Annotated in this window: 13 protein-coding genes; 4 read left to right on the forward strand and 9 right to left on the reverse strand. The window is 65.9% G+C overall.

Going from position 1 to position 13,891, the window contains the following annotated elements; all coding sequences use genetic code 11:
* Window positions 1–117: 117 nt before the first annotated feature.
* Window positions 118–615, forward strand: a complete 498-nt coding sequence (locus tag B059_RS18515; RefSeq protein ID WP_018076660.1) for a c-type cytochrome — start codon at window positions 118–120, stop codon at window positions 613–615.
* Here B059_RS18515 and B059_RS0102485 read toward each other — a convergent pair.
* The 7 genes from B059_RS0102485 to B059_RS0102515 all read right to left on the reverse strand — a co-directional run bounded on the left by B059_RS0102485 (window position 612) and on the right by B059_RS0102515 (window position 8,367).
* On the reverse strand, window positions 612–1,922 hold the full coding sequence (locus B059_RS0102485) for a GAF domain-containing protein (RefSeq protein ID WP_018076661.1): 1,311 nt from the start codon (window positions 1,920–1,922) through the stop codon (window positions 612–614). The genes B059_RS18515 and B059_RS0102485 overlap by 4 nt on opposite strands.
* Window positions 1,919–2,404 carry a hypothetical protein gene (locus tag B059_RS0102490; RefSeq protein ID WP_018076662.1) on the reverse strand — a complete coding sequence of 162 codons (486 nt, stop codon included), beginning with the start codon at window positions 2,402–2,404 and terminating at the stop codon, window positions 1,919–1,921. The genes B059_RS0102485 and B059_RS0102490 overlap by 4 nt, the downstream gene beginning before the upstream one ends.
* A gap of 4 nt (window positions 2,405–2,408) precedes the next feature.
* Window positions 2,409–3,635, reverse strand: a complete 1,227-nt coding sequence (gene argJ, locus B059_RS0102495; protein WP_018076663.1) for a bifunctional glutamate N-acetyltransferase/amino-acid acetyltransferase ArgJ — start codon at window positions 3,633–3,635, stop codon at window positions 2,409–2,411.
* A gap of 65 nt (window positions 3,636–3,700) precedes the next feature.
* Window positions 3,701–3,940 carry a hypothetical protein gene (locus B059_RS0102500; protein ID WP_018076664.1) on the reverse strand — a complete coding sequence of 80 codons (240 nt, stop codon included), beginning with the start codon at window positions 3,938–3,940 and terminating at the stop codon, window positions 3,701–3,703.
* 133 nt (window positions 3,941–4,073) lie between these two features.
* Window positions 4,074–4,412 carry a hypothetical protein gene (locus tag B059_RS0102505; RefSeq protein ID WP_018076665.1) on the reverse strand — a complete coding sequence of 113 codons (339 nt, stop codon included), beginning with the start codon at window positions 4,410–4,412 and terminating at the stop codon, window positions 4,074–4,076.
* Between the two features lie 62 nt (window positions 4,413–4,474).
* A complete protein-coding gene (locus tag B059_RS0102510; protein ID WP_018076666.1) occupies window positions 4,475–5,074 on the reverse strand; it encodes a DUF938 domain-containing protein in 600 nt (199 codons plus the stop codon).
* Between the two features lie 2 nt (window positions 5,075–5,076).
* Complete coding sequence (locus B059_RS0102515) at window positions 5,077–8,367, reverse strand: UvrD-helicase domain-containing protein (protein ID WP_026177257.1); 3,291 nt, start codon at window positions 8,365–8,367, stop codon at window positions 5,077–5,079.
* A 299-nt stretch (window positions 8,368–8,666) separates the two neighbouring features.
* Between B059_RS0102515 and B059_RS21755 the strand changes: the two genes are divergently transcribed.
* A complete protein-coding gene (locus B059_RS21755) occupies window positions 8,667–8,891 on the forward strand; it encodes a hypothetical protein (RefSeq protein WP_211206874.1) in 225 nt (74 codons plus the stop codon).
* 56 nt (window positions 8,892–8,947) lie between these two features.
* Here the strand turns inward: B059_RS21755 and B059_RS0102520 are convergent, their stop codons facing one another.
* Both B059_RS0102520 and fdxA read right to left on the reverse strand, forming a co-directional pair.
* Entirely contained in the window at window positions 8,948–11,590 is a 2,643-nt protein-coding gene (locus tag B059_RS0102520) for a PD-(D/E)XK nuclease family protein (RefSeq protein ID WP_018076668.1), read from the reverse strand.
* A 115-nt stretch (window positions 11,591–11,705) separates the two neighbouring features.
* A complete protein-coding gene (fdxA, locus tag B059_RS0102525) occupies window positions 11,706–12,029 on the reverse strand; it encodes a ferredoxin FdxA (protein ID WP_018076669.1) in 324 nt (107 codons plus the stop codon).
* 159 nt (window positions 12,030–12,188) lie between these two features.
* Between fdxA and trxA the strand changes: the two genes are divergently transcribed.
* Together trxA and rho are read left to right on the forward strand one after the other, a co-directional pair.
* The gene (gene trxA, locus B059_RS0102530) at window positions 12,189–12,515 is read left to right on the forward strand and encodes a thioredoxin TrxA (protein ID WP_018076670.1); all 327 of its coding nucleotides are present in this window, start codon (window positions 12,189–12,191) and stop codon (window positions 12,513–12,515) included.
* A 110-nt stretch (window positions 12,516–12,625) separates the two neighbouring features.
* Window positions 12,626–13,885, forward strand: a complete 1,260-nt coding sequence (gene rho / locus B059_RS0102535) for a transcription termination factor Rho (protein WP_018076671.1) — start codon at window positions 12,626–12,628, stop codon at window positions 13,883–13,885.
* Window positions 13,886–13,891: the final 6 nt, after the last annotated feature.

The following is a 13,891-nucleotide window of genomic DNA, read 5'->3' on the forward strand; positions in this document are numbered from 1 at the left end:
TAGGAAAAATTTAGGTTTTCGCTAGCAAAGACTTATCAACGGGCGCCTGGCAATCCGCCTAAGCTGCCGGTCGCTCGGCGCATCGTGCGTCCCGCAACGAAACAGGAGAGCATTGCCATGAAGACAACTTTGAAAATCGCAGGCGCGCTGCTTGCCGGCTGGGCCGGGCTGGCAGGGGCGCAGCCGCCCGCCGGCGACGCCGACATCCGCCACGGCCGCTATCTGATCCAGACCTCGGGCTGCAACGATTGCCATACCGCCGGCTACATGCAGAAAAACGGCCAGGTGCCCGAGGCCGAATGGTTGACTGGCGACGCGATGGGCTGGCAGGGGCCGTGGGGCACGACTTATGCCGCCAATCTGCGCCTGCTGTTCCAGCAAGTGGACGAGCAGGCCTGGCTGGCGCGTGCACGCCAGCCGATGCGGCCGCCGATGCCGTCGCCGTCGCTGCGCGCCATGAGCGATGCCGACCTCAAGGCGATCTACCGCTACGTGCGCAGCCTCGGCGTGAAGGGTTCGCCCGCGCCCGCCTACGTGCCGCCCGGCGGCAAGGTGGCGACGCCGTATTTTGACTTCACGCCGAAGAACCTGCCGCCGATGGCCAGCCAGCGCTAGCTCATCGCGTGCAAGGCCAGAGGGTGGTCCAGCACCAGGCGAAAGCGGCCGCGCCCGGTCTTTTCCAGCGCGATGGCCGGGCAGCGTTCGGCGAGTCGGCGTTGCAGCAGGATCAGCCGGGTTTCCAGGTTGTCGCCGCCGTCGGGCAGCGGCAGGCGCCGGTCGCGGCGCAGTTCGCGGTTGCAGAAATCGCGGCGGCCGCTTTGTGCGTGTTCGTTGAGCAGCGTCCACAGAATGCTGCCGGCGACGCCCTTAATGAGGTAGTCATTGTCGATGAACACGCTGTGGTCATCGGGAAAGTAGCGCACTGCGAGCAACGCGCCGGTGGGGGCTGGCGTGGCCGTGGCCGGCAGGGGCTCGGCATCGTCCGGCAGGGCCGCCAGCTGCGCGACCAGCGCGGCGAGGTGGCGGCCATAGATCGCCAGCGCGTCCTCGTCAGCGTGGCTGAAAAAGGCATCGTGTTCGCTTTCGGCGTAGAGCACGCCCAGCAGGCGGTCGGCGTGCATGAGTGGCACCGCGATCTGGCTGTGCGGTTCGGCCAGCACCGGCAACGGGATGCGCGGCTCGTTCGTCGCGGCCGTGCGCAGCACCGCATGGTAGGCGTAATCGCCGGTGCGGTGATTGATGCGAACGAGAATCCGCTCATGCGCCGCCATGCCGATGATGCCCTTGCCCAGCGCCACCTCGGCGCCGATTCCGGAATGGCCGTAACCCTGGCTTGCCAGGGTGTAGAGCGACGAGCCGGTCTCGTCCAGCATCATCAGGAGTGCGTGGCGGATGCCGAAGCCGGGCGTGAGCGCGGCGAGCGCACGGTCGGCCAGTTGTGCAAGTTCGTCGCACGCGCCCAGATGGTCGAGGGTGCGGCGCAGGCGCAGTAGCGCATCGGGCGGTGGCGGCGCGGGCGGCAGGCGGGGATCGACCGCCTCGATGTCGAGCACCCGGTAGATATCCGCGCCGCGCAGCACGAACACCTTGCCCATGCCGCTTTGCGTGGCGATGCCGGCAAGCTGCGCCTTCATGTACTGGAAAAGTGGTCCGCCGGTCTCGGTGCGCAAGTACTGCACGCGCAGACGGTAGTGGCGAAAGCTGCCCGGCTCGACCACCTGCACCTGCGCGTAAGGGTGCGCGAGAACGTTCTCACGCGTCTTGCTGAAAAACTGGTACGACAGCGCCACGTGTTCGGTGTCGACGTAATGTACCTGCGAGGCGTAGGCCACGTTGGGGGTGCCGTCCGGTGCGCAGGTGGCGATCACGGCGGGAATCGCGCCGTCGAGGCAGGCGCGCAGCGACTCCAGCGCGGGCTTCATGCCACCGCCAGCACGTGGCCGGCAGCCGGGCCGGGGGTCTGGTCGAAGACGATTTCCGGGGCGAAGCGCAGCGCCGCCAGATCGCCAGCCGCCATCAATGCAGCCAGGCCGCGCACCAGTTCGTCGCCGTAGCCCAGTGCGCCGAGTTCGCTGCCGAATGCGGCCGCGTAGCGCGCATGGCAGGCATGGTGCGCCGAGTTCGGCGCCACGCGTGTTGCACATGAGGCCTTGAGCTGCAGCGTCGCATGCGTTGCCGGATGGCTGAACACCGCCGCGATGCCGCTGCCGGCGTCCAGTGCGTCCAGCACCTCGCGTCCGCGCCCGGCCGCGAGCAGCACCGTCAGCGCGCGCCGGTCGCGCGCCACCAGTGCGCCCTGCGCCCGGCATACGCAGGGCCAGCCGTCGCGCCCGACCGCACCGACATTGATCGACAGTGGACCCTGCAGAAAGGCGGCCTGTTCGGCGCTGAGCCGGATGCTCATGGCATCAGGTACGGTATTCCGCGTTGATCTTCACGTAGTCGTACGAAAAATCGCAGGTCCACACTGTGGCGTTCGCATGGCCACGGTTCAGCACCACGCGCACGATGATGTCGGCTTCCTTCATCACGGCTGCGCCCTGCGCTTCGGTATAGCTTGCCGCGCGGCCGCCCCGCTCCGCCACCAGCACGTCACCCAGGTAAACCTGCAAGGCGTTGACGTCGAGGTCGGTTACGCCCGCATAGCCGATGGCGGCAAGGATGCGCCCGAGATTGGGGTCGCTGGCGAAAAAGGCGGTCTTGACCAGCGGCGAACGCGCGATGGCGTAGGCGATCTGCTTGCACTCGGCACGGTCGCGGCCGCCTTCGACCGCCACAGTGATGAACTTGGTTGCGCCCTCGCCGTCGCGCGCCATCGCCTGCGCCAAGCCGATGGCCACCTCGCTCAAGGCGGCTTTCAGCGCGGCGTAGTCGGCGCCAGCCGGGTCGGCGATTTCGGCATTGCCGGCCTGGCCGGTGGCGATCAGGATGAAGCTGTCGTTGGTCGAGGTGTCGCCGTCGACGGTAACGCAGTTGAACGACACGTCGGCCACCTCCTTCACCAGCTGCGGCATCAGGCCAGGCGCGATCGCCGCGTCGGTCGCCACGTAGCCGAGCATGGTCGCCATGTTGGGGTGGATCATGCCGGAGCCCTTGGCGATGCCGGTGATCGTAACCGTGCTGCCGCCGACCTGTACCTGACGCGAGACGCCCTTGGCGACGATGTCGGTGGTCATGATCGCGTGCGCGGCCTCGCTCCAGTGGTCCGGCGCGAGGTCGGCCTGGGCGGCGGGCAGTGCAGTCAGGATCTTGTCGACTGGCAGCGGTTCCAGGATCACTCCGGTGGAAAACGGCAGCACATTTTTGGCCGCGCACCCCATCAACCGTGCCACTGCCTCGCAAGTCAGGCGCGCGCGCGCGAGCCCTTCATCGCCGGTCCCGGCGTTGGCGTTGCCGGTGTTGATCACCAGCGCGCGGATGGCGCCGGCAGCGAGATGCTGTTTGCAGACGGCGACCGGCGCGGCGCAGAAGCGGTTTTGCGTGAACACCCCGGCCACCCGGGAGCCGGGCGCCAACTCGATCAGCGTGATGTCACGGCGCCCGGGTTTCTTGATGCCGGCGGACGCAATGCCGAGGCGCATGCCGGCAACCGGCAACAGGGAGGCAGGATCGGGGGCGGTGAGGTTGACGGGCATGGCGGCAGACTGGAACGGAAAGCCGCCATTTTATGCCGCACGAGCGGCAAATGGCGGGTGCGGATTTACTGCGTACGCCCCAGCAGCCAGTTCATGACACGGCGAAATCCGGGCCGCCACGGCCATACCGGGTCGAGCTCGATCGAACGCGCCAGTGCCGCCAGCGCAATCAGCGCAAACACGGAAAACAGCAGTTGCGAGACGAGTTGGCGCGGCGTGAGCATGCCGAGCGGCAGGTCTAGAAAGCCGGGAACATAAAACAGGCTGGCAAACGCCGCGAAAAGGAAAGCCGGGCCAAGATACATGATGTCCGCAGTTTGAGTCGTTGTGCAGGGACATTCAGCAAGTGCTGTGCCAGATAAATAAAGGCCAACAAAAACAATATGGTGGGATGTCTATCTCATCCGGCCGGCCACGCAATGTAAATTAATTCGACGGCTATTTGTCGAGTGGCGAGGCAGCGAGCTTGCGCAGGATTTCATGCGACAGCGAATAAAACTGCGGCGTGGGACCGAGGTCTTCGTAGATCGGGTCGCCATAGTCGTCTTCGGCGATGATGCGGCTGCCGGGAATGTAGGGCATGGCCACCTCCAGCTCGTCGAGGGCGGCACGGATCAGGTCGGCCATCAACTGGGAGTCGCTGCGCCCAGGGTACATGACGTGCAGGGCTTCCACCCGCGCCGCGTCGCGTAACGGCAAATGGACGGCATAGGCACGCACGTCCGCACGCGCATGCCCCTCCTTGCCCCAGCGTTGAATCAATTCGGCGATGCGCATGAGCTTTCCCCTGCCTGCAATGTTTTTGTTATAGCAAAGCCATCCGCAAGACAAAGCCGGATTCAGCCTGTGCGTCGCCACACCAGGATGCGATTGTTCGCCGGCATGGCGATGTCCTGATGCAGGATCAGCCCCTGTGCGAGCGCCAGCGCATCCAGCGCTTCGAAGTCGCGCACGCCAGAGGCGGGGTCACGCGCTTTCAGCCAGGCGTCGAAACGGGCATTGCTCTCCGAGGTGAAAGCGCCGCCGTAGTTGAACGGGCCATACACCGCCAGCACACCGTCCGGTTCGAGCACCTCGCCTACGCCTTCGAAGAAGTATTCCACCTCGGGCCAACTCATGATGTGCAGGGTATTGGCCGAAAACACCGCATCGTAGCGCCCGCTGCGCCAGCCGGCCTGGCTGACGTCGAGCGTGATCGGCGGCAGCACGTTGGGCAGCGCCGCCTCATCGAGCCATTGCCGGATGCCGGGATGATGCGGCGGCACGTCGGCGGTCTGCCAGCGCAGATGCGGCAGTTCGGCGCCGAAATACACCGCGTGCTGGCCGGTGCCGCTGCCGATTTCCAGCACCTGGCTGCAGTCGGCAAACACCTCGCGCAGCACCGTCAGGATCGGGTCGCGGTTCTGCACGCAGGATTCGGCAAAGGGTTTGTCGGACATGTTCAGGCCTCCATTTGAATCAGCCGGCCGTCGGCCAGCAGCACGGCAGCATGTAGCGGCCGGCCCGGATACAGCGCCGCCAGCAGGGCACGATAGCCCGCCAGCTGGGGCCGATGGCGTTCGGCCAGTTGCGTGTCCGGCAGCTTGCGGCTGTCGTCGCCGGTTTTGTAGTCGATCAGCCATACCGCATCGTCGAATTCCACCACGCGGTCGAGCCGCTGCATCCGGCCGTCGGCATCCAGCAGCGCCAGCTCGTTGTGCGCGCGCCGGTACAGCGCGGGATCGAAGAAGCGCGCCAGGTGCGGCTGCGCCAGCAGGGCGCGGGCATCCGCCTCGATCCTGGCAAGCCCGGCCGCCACCCCCAGCTGCATCGCCAGCGCGGGCAGGTCGCGCGGCGCTCCCGGCGGCGCATGGTGTTCGAGGCAGGCATGGAACAGCTCGCCACTGGCCGCTGCCGGGCTGGCGGGCACAGGGGCAAGCCGCTGCCCCACGGCGAGGGCGACGATGCGCGGTGTCACCGCTGTCACGCGGGGTGCGTCGGCAGCGGCGGCCGGTGGCAGGTCGGCGGGCAGGGCCAGGTTCTGCCAGGCCGCCTCGACCCGCTGCAGCCAGACGTTTTTGCCGGCAGCACCGCTGACGATCAGCCCCTGCTCGGCACGGGTGAGCGCCACATACAGCAGGTTGTCGGACTCGCGCTGCGCCAGCGCCGCCTCCTCGGCAAACCAGCGTTCCCGCCAGGCCCCCCGCTCGTCCTGTTTGCCGAACAGCGAAAAATGCTCGGGCCGCGCGGCTTCGGGCGGCCACGGCGCCAGCACGCCATGGCTGTCGCCGCGCGCGTGGTCGCTGCCGCCGAGCAGCCAGACGATCGGCGCCTCCAGCCCCTTGGCGCCGTGGATGGTCAGCAGCCGCACCGCGTTTTCGCCGTCGGCGGCCAGCCCTTCGCCGGGTGCGGCGTCGGCGTCGTCGACGAGCGAGGCCAGTTCGCGGATGAAACCGGCCAGCGTCGGGTAGCGGCCGGCACCCTGCGTCAAGGCCAGTTGCATGAAGGCGCGCAGGTTGGCGGCAACCTGCGGACGCTGTGCGGGCGGCACGGCGGCGGCGTAGCGTGCCTCGACATCGGCTTCGAAATAAATGCGGTCGAGCAGGTCGTGCACCGGCAGCGTGCCGACGCGGGCGCGCCAGCCGGTCAAAAGCCGTGCCGCGCGCGCGAGGGCCGGCGGACAGTCCGGTTGCCCGGCCAGCGCGGTCAGGCGTTCCCAGCCGCACGGCCCGTCAGGACCGAACACCCCCGGCAAATCGGCGTCGCTGCAGCCGAAGATCGGGCTTTTCAGTGTGTGCGCCAGCTTCAGATCGGCGTGCGGCAGCAGCAGTGCTTCGAGCAGCGCGATCACGTCCTGCGCTTCCAGCGCATGCAGCAGGCCGCCGCGGCGCGAGGTGATGAAAGGGATGCCAGCCGCTTCCAGCGCGCGCTCGTACAGATGCAGGTGGGTGCGCTTGCGCACCAGCGCCATCACATCGCCGGGGCGCGCCGGGCGGCTGTTTCCAGCCCGCCCGTCCGTCACGCCCCACTGCCCCAGCACCTCGTCGCGCAATACGCGGGCAAAGGCCTGCGCCTCGACGTGCACCGCGCGGTCGTCGGCCTCCGGTTGCGGCGTGGTGAGGGGGTTGCGCATACGATTCCCCACGTGGCCGGAGGCGGTGTAGTGGACCGGAGTCGCCTCGTGGGGCAATCCGTCGACAGCAGCGGATGCCGTTTTTTCCACCTGCACCGGCAGGCAGCGCAGCGCGCCCGGGCGATGGTCGTTTTCCGGGGCGTGGCGGTGCGCGGCAAAGCCATCCATGTCCGCGAATACCGGATTGATCGCCTGCACTACCGCAGGCGACAGCCGCCGCGTCATGGTGGCGCTGAAATGCGGCGCATCGAAATGCGTGTGCAAAAAATCCGCCGCCGCGCTGAACACCCGCGCTTCGCCGCGGCGGAAGCGGTAAATCGCCTGTTTCGGATCGCCCACCATGAATACGGTCATTGCGCTGTCCGCCGCGCGTGCCTCGGTCAGCCAGGTGGAAAGTGCCTGCCATTGCAGCGGATTGGTGTCCTGGAATTCGTCGAGCAGCAGGTGGCGGTAGCGCGCATCCAGCTTCAGTGCCAGGGCCGGCGCGTGCGCCTCGCTGGCGAGCAACCGGCAGGCCAGCCATTCGGCATCGGCGAAGTCGATCACCCCCTGCTGCGCCTTGGCGTCCTGATAGCCGGCGAGCAGCGCATGCCCGAGCCGCAGGCCGTGGCGGTTGAGGTTCCAGATGCAGATGTCGGTCTGGATCGCGACGATGGTTTCGAGCGCGCTTTCCAGCGCGTCGAGGTCGCGCAGATAGGCGTCGAGTTCGGCGCCGAGCGCTTTTTCCAGCTCCCTGGTTGCTTGTTTCTTGCGCCGCTGACCCGCCGTCATCAGGCGCGTCATCAACACGCCATGCGCGGCTTCCGGCGCCAGCGTCAGCGTGGCGAGAATATCCCGCGCGCGCTCGGACTCGGTCTTCGAACCTTTTTCCAGCACATGGCCCACCCGCTTTACCCGTGCCACCTTTAGTTCGTCGGCCCAGAAAGCCGCCACCGGATCGGTCTCCAGATCGGGGTACAGCGCCGGTCGCAACTGTTCCAGCGCATAGCCCACCGCATCGGGCTGGCCGTCGGTATAGGCCCACCACTCCGCCCGCGCCTGCAGGAAATGTGAAAGCAGGGCGTGCAGGTTGTGCTCGCCGATCGCGTCCAGCAAGGCCAGCAGCGCAGCGCCCTGCGGCGACTCTTCCGCTGCCCACTGTGAAAGCAGGCGGTCGCGTACCTCGTTCTGCACCTGCTTCTCGCGCTCCAGCAGTGGCGCCCCCCACGGCAGCCCGGCTTCCAGCGGCGCACGTTTCAGCAGATCGAGAAACCAGCCATGGAAAGTCGTCACCGTCGGCCCCGGCTGCGCCGTCAGCACCGCTTCCAGCAGGCCGCGCGCGCGCGGCAGCAACACCTCGATCTCGTCTTCCGGCACTTCGCGCGCACGCAGGAATGCGCGCACCGTCGTGTCATCCTCCAGCGCCAGCACCCGCAGCCATTCGTGCAGCCGGTCCGTCATCTCCTGCGCCGCCTTGCGCGTGAAGGTGATCGCCAGCAACTCCGAAGGCGCCGCCCCCGACAGCAACAGGCGAATCATGCGCGACACCAAGAGCCAGGTCTTGCCGCTGCCGGCGCAGGCTTCGACCACTACCGAGCGGGCGGGGGAGAGGGCGATGGCGGGATCGAGAGATATAGTCATGTGCGGCCCGAAAGCATTATCTTGAATACCACCTAACCGCAGTTTTCGGGGAGAAGGCGATACTCGTTAAGCGGACCAGCACTTCTCATCTAAAAATATTTCGACCAAGCTCACGACACGATGACAAAAGCTGTGCTGACAACCAAGGTTTCGCCGGTCTACGATGACCTGCCGGAGAATAGATATCGCTTCCCCCAAGCGTATCTCAATCAGATTAAGAAAGCAGTTGGTGATTGGATTATCTATTATCAGCCGCGCCGTTCTACGGATGAGCTTTCGGGTAGCGGGGGCCAGATAGCGTGCGAAATGAAATCGCGCTATCCGGTATGGTTCATTGGATGTTTGATCGCGGCTTGATTTCGATTGATGATGATTTCAGTTTGCTACTCGCGAAAGATCGACTTCCCGATACGGCAGTGCGCCTATTTAACGCGAATATGAAATTATTGCTGCCTGGGCGAGTTGAATTGAGACCCCATCGCCAATTTCTGGCTTATCACCGTCAGAATATCTTCAAGGGGTAATCAGCTTTTCAGATCAGCCGTTCGGCGGTTTTGCCCTCTACTTTGCAGAGTAGCGGCTAATCTCTAGTGACTTCATCTGACTCGCCCCACATCCCTTTCCTGCACAACCCCCGCGCCTCGCAGTACTGGCAGACGCTGTCGATTCCCGATGCGGGCAGCGCCGCGCCTGCGGCGATGGCTTCGAGCAGTTCGGGCAGGCGACGGCTGATGGCGTCAACGTCGGTTTCGCCGTCGAGTTCGAGCGGGGCGATAGGGGCTTCGTTGATCGGCAGGTAGGCGGCGGCGGCGTCGGCAAGCCAGGCGTAGAAGGGCAGCTGGACGGCTTCGGCGGGATCCTTGAGTTTCTTCTTCAGGCCTTGCGCGGCGCCGGTCTTGTAGTCGATGACGTAGCGTGCATCGCCCTTGGTATCGACGCGGTCGGTGCGGCCATGCAGGGTGATTTCGCCGAGGCCCGCCACCGTCCGGGTTGCTGCGAAATCGGTTTCGCCCGACTGGTAGCGCCAGCCTTGTGCTGCGTGCGCCAGCCAGGCGTCGATGTATGCAGGCTGCAGGACATCCCAGCGGGCGCGCCAGGCGGCGGCCGTCCAGGCAGGCAGCGCGGCGAATTCGCTGGCGGAGAGTTCGTTCAGCCGGATCAGCGCGGCGTCGCGTTCGAGTGGCGGATCGCTGTCGTGGAAGCGCTTGAGGATGCGGTGCAGCGCATTGCCGTAATCGCTCTTGTCGAGCGCTTCGTCGGCCTCGTCGAGTTCCCGGATGCCGAGCACGTTTTTGACGAAAAACCGGTAGGGGCAGTCGAGCAGGGTTTGATACGCCGTGGGTGAATAACGGCGGGGCAACTGCGTGGCGGCAACTGTCGGCGCGGGCTGCGCGCTGGCGCCGGGCAACGGGCTGGGGCGGGCGGGCGGTTCGCCGCTGGCCTGTTCGGGCAGGGCGCCGCCCCATGCGGCCAGATGCAAAGCCTGCAGCCGCAAGACCAGTTGCGAGGCGGGGTTGGGTTCGTCGTCGTTCCATGCCTGCCAGCTCAGCAGTGCAGGCCCCTGGGTCAATAGCGGAATCAGGTCGGAGGTGGCGGCTTCGGCCTCGATGGCGGCGGTGGGCAGGCCGAGTTGCGCGCGGGTGGCCTGGCTGAACAGGCCGGGTGCGGGACGTGCGGGCAGGCGGCGGGCGTCGGCGCCAATCACCGCGACCGCGTCGAACAAGCGCCCACGCGCAGCGGGCAGCGAGGTCAGCACGATGGGGCTGGCGATGCGGACATCGATGAAGCTGGCCGACTCCAGCGCCAGATTGAGCCAGCGCCGCCATTCGGCGAAGCGGTATTTTTCGCCGTCGTCGGCCAGATCGCGGCGCAGGGCGTCGAGTGTAGCGAGTAGGCTGGCGCCGGCGGCGTCCATCTGGAGCGGCGCGGTGGCGTCCAGTTTGTCGAGGCTGTCGACGAGGCGGGTGAGCCAGACTGCCAGGGGCGCGCGGCTTTGGGGGAAGCCTTGCCGGGCGTTGAACAATGCGGCAAGCCAGGGCGGCAGCGCGCCGAATTGCGCATGCGCCAGCCGCTGGACATCGGCCATGCCTTGCGCCACCCCCTGCCGCCGCAGCGCGAGTTCGAGCTGCAGCACCTGGTCCTGCCGCGCTGCGAACTCGTCCAGCAGGAAAGGCGACTTCAGCAGGTCGAGCAATTCGATATGCGGGAAGTCGTGCGCGACGCATTCCAGCCAGCGATCGATCACGGCGGCAGCGGCGGTGGTCGACAGCGTCCAGCCGGTTTCGTCGGCGACCAGCACGTCTGTGCGTTCGAGCAGCGCACGCACCCGGCGCGCGGTTTCGCGGTCGAGCGCGATCAGCGCGATAGCGCGTTTTCCGGCGTGCAATTGGGTGGTCACCCAGGCGGCGACGGCGCGCGCCTCGGCTTCCAGGTGCGGCGCCGGACACAGCGTCAGGCGCGGGTGCAGGGGAGAGCGGGGGTGAACGGCCGCCAGCATGGCGGCGCGTTCGCGCAGCGGCGGCGCGGTTTTCTGCCAGGCCTGATGCAGGGTGAATGCCACGCCGTCGGCGGCCTCGACGGCGGGTTCGAACAGCGTGACGGGCGCATGTTCGGCACAGCGGCCGAGAAATTGCCGTTCGATGGCGGTCAGCGTTCCCAGCGCGTAGCCATAAATGGGCTGCGGCGCGGACCGGCATTGCTCAAGCAGCTGGTCGAGCGCGCGCGCATAGTGCGCCTGCGGGTCGCTGCCGTCGTTGTTGAGCGCTTGCCATACTGCCTCGATCAGCGCGGTTTCGCGGTCGGACGCAGCGGCATGTAGCGCGCGGATGCGCGATCCGATGGTGGCGCCCAGCCGGGCGGCGGAAAGTTCGTCGGCCAGCTGCAGCAACTCGCTGGTGAGCGCCCATCGGTCGACCGCACCCAGCCAGTCGATAGTGCGCAGCACGCCGTGCAGCCGCGCCAGCCTCCGCGCATGCGGTTCGGCGCGGCCGCCAGCCATGCTTGTGCCCTGCAGGGTACTTGTGCCCTGCAGGGTACTTTCGGCCCAGGTTTTCAGCGGGGTGATGCGCGGCGGGATCAGGGCGGGCAGGCCGGCAGCCTGCGCCAGCGCGCGGGCGAAATCCTGTCCGGCACGGTGGTTGGGGACGAGCACCGTCGGTCCGGAGAGGTCGGGCAGGCGGTCGGAGTAGCGGTCGAGCAGGGTGCAGGCGGCGGCGTGCGCCATGGACGGGCCGCCCAGACGTATCGTTGCGACGTCCACCGGGGTTAATCTGACGACGGTCGCTGGATGCGCCCGCCCGGCGGGCGGCGCGGGGCGCAGTCAACTGCGGTTGTTCGGCTCAACGTTCCAGATGCTGGCGCTTGTCCTTGACGCCGGCCCACTCGTCGGCGTCGGGCAGCGGGTCCTTGCGCTCGATGATGACTTTCCACTCCTTGGCAAGTTCGGCATTGAGCGCGATGTAGGCACGCTGGTCGTCCGGCACGTCATCCTCGGCATAGATGGCCTCGACCGGGCATTCGGCCACGCACAGGGTGCAGTCGATACACTCCTCGGGGTCGATGACGAGGAAATTGGGGCCTTCATGGAAGCAGTCCACCGGACAGACATCGACACAATCGGTGTATTTGCACTTCACACAGGCGTCGGCTACAACGTAGGTCATTCGTATTTACCCTGATGATTTGAGAAATGCCCGGATGCTTGCAGGCGGCAATTTTGATGTAGCATATCGCCACAAAACCGATTTTTCCAGCATTACCACCTCCCAAACCGTCCAGGCCGCATTCGGCCAACCGCGTACTTCAACATAGGAGCCTCACCGATGAGCGAGCATGTTCATTACATATCCGACGATTCCTTCGAACAGGAAGTCCTGCAGGCGGGCGTGCCCGTGCTGGTGGATTACTGGGCAGACTGGTGCGGCCCCTGCAAGATGATCTCGCCGATCCTCGACGAAGTGGCCAAGGAATATTCCGGCAAGCTCAAGGTGTGCAAGCTCAATATCGATGAAAACCAGGCCACCCCGCCCAAGTTCGGCATCCGCGGCATTCCCACCCTGATGATCTTCAAGAACGGCAATGTCGAGGCGACCAAGGTCGGCGCCTTGTCCAAGTCGCAACTCACCGCTTTCGTCGACAGCAACATCTAATAAACGTCCTACCGGACGGCGCATCCGCGCGTCGCCTTACCGCAGTGTCGTCCGGCTTCTCCCCTCCTTCGCGTCCGGCTCTTTCAAGCGAGCCCACTCAGGCCCTTTCCATGCATCTTTCCGAACTCAAGCAGAAACCCATCACCGAGCTTCTCGAAATCGCCGCCGCCAACGGCATCGACAACGCCAACCGCTTTCGCAAGCAGGAACTGATCTTTACCATCCTGAAAACGCTGGCCAAGCGCGGCGAGAGCATCTACGGCGACGGCGTGCTGGAAGTACTGCCGGACGGGTTCGGGTTCCTGCGCTCGCCGGAGGCCTCGTATCTCGCCAACACCGACGACATCTACGTGTCGCCGTCGCAGATCCGCCGCTTCAACCTGCATACCGGCGACAAGATCGAAGGCGAGATCCGCACCCCCAAGGACGGCGAACGCTATTCGGCGATGACCAAGCTCGACAAGATCAACGGCGAGCCGCCCGAAGCGAGCAAGAACAAGATCCTGTTCGAGAACCTCACCCCGCTGCATCCGGACAAGCCGCTCAAGCTGGAGCGCGACATCAGGGCCGAGGAGAACATCACCAGCCGCGTCATCGACATCGTGGCGCCGATCGGCAAGGGCCAGCGCGGCCTGTTGGTGGCGCCGCCCAAGTCGGGCAAGACGGTGATGCTGCAGCACATTGCCCACGCCATCACCTCCAACCATCCCGACGTCGTGCTGTTCGTGCTGCTGATCGACGAACGCCCGGAAGAAGTCACCGAAATGAGCCGCACCGTGCGCGGCGAAGTCGTCGCTTCGACCTTCGACGAACCCGCCAGCCGCCACGTCCAGGTGGCCGAGATGGTGATCGAGCGGGCAAAGCGCCTGGTCGAGCACAAGAAGGACGTGGTGATCCTGCTTGACTCGATCACGCGTCTGGCGCGTGCCTACAACACGGTGCAGCCGGCCTCCGGCAAGGTCCTCACCGGCGGCGTCGACGCCAACGCGCTGCAGAAGCCGAAGCGCTTTTTCGGCGCCGCGCGCAACATCGAGGAAGGCGGCAGCCTGACCATCCTTGCCACCACTCTGGTCGATACCGGCAGCCGCATGGACGACGTGATCTACGAAGAGTTCAAGGGCACCGGCAACCTGGAAATCCACCTCGACCGCAAGATGGCCGAGAAGCGCCAGTATCCCGCCATCAACGTCAATCGTTCCGGCACCCGCCGCGAGGAGCTGCTGATGCCGCAAGACATCCTGCAAAAGGTGTGGGTGCTGCGCAAACTGCTGTACCCGATGGACGACATGGAGGCGATGGAGTTTCTGCTCGACAAGATTCGCGCGACCAAAAACAACAGCGAATTTTTCGACTCGATGCGGCGCGGCTGACCCATG

The sequence above is a fragment of the Thiobacillus denitrificans DSM 12475 genome (genome assembly GCF_000376425.1).
Lineage (GTDB): Bacteria > Pseudomonadota > Gammaproteobacteria > Burkholderiales > Thiobacillaceae > Thiobacillus > Thiobacillus denitrificans.

Bases quoted from the DNA above. Each gene is read 5' to 3' on its own strand.
- B059_RS18515 (WP_018076660.1), top strand. From the start codon at position 118: ATGAAGACAACTTTGAAAATCGCAGGCGCGCTGCTTGCCGGCTGGGCC.
- B059_RS0102485 (WP_018076661.1), bottom strand. From the start codon at position 1,922: ATGAAGCCCGCGCTGGAGTCGCTGCGCGCCTGCCTCGACGGCGCGATT.
- B059_RS0102490 (WP_018076662.1), bottom strand. From the start codon at position 2,404: ATGAGCATCCGGCTCAGCGCCGAACAGGCCGCCTTTCTGCAGGGTCCA.
- argJ (WP_018076663.1), bottom strand. From the start codon at position 3,635: ATGCCCGTCAACCTCACCGCCCCCGATCCTGCCTCCCTGTTGCCGGTT.
- B059_RS0102500 (WP_018076664.1), bottom strand. From the start codon at position 3,940: ATGTATCTTGGCCCGGCTTTCCTTTTCGCGGCGTTTGCCAGCCTGTTT.
- B059_RS0102505 (WP_018076665.1), bottom strand. From the start codon at position 4,412: ATGCGCATCGCCGAATTGATTCAACGCTGGGGCAAGGAGGGGCATGCG.
- B059_RS0102510 (WP_018076666.1), bottom strand. From the start codon at position 5,074: ATGTCCGACAAACCCTTTGCCGAATCCTGCGTGCAGAACCGCGACCCG.
- B059_RS0102515 (WP_026177257.1), bottom strand. From the start codon at position 8,367: ATGACTATATCTCTCGATCCCGCCATCGCCCTCTCCCCCGCCCGCTCG.
- B059_RS0102520 (WP_018076668.1), bottom strand. From the start codon at position 11,590: ATGGCGCACGCCGCCGCCTGCACCCTGCTCGACCGCTACTCCGACCGC.
- fdxA (WP_018076669.1), bottom strand. From the start codon at position 12,029: ATGACCTACGTTGTAGCCGACGCCTGTGTGAAGTGCAAATACACCGAT.
- trxA (WP_018076670.1), top strand. From the start codon at position 12,189: ATGAGCGAGCATGTTCATTACATATCCGACGATTCCTTCGAACAGGAA.
- rho (WP_018076671.1), top strand. From the start codon at position 12,626: ATGCATCTTTCCGAACTCAAGCAGAAACCCATCACCGAGCTTCTCGAA.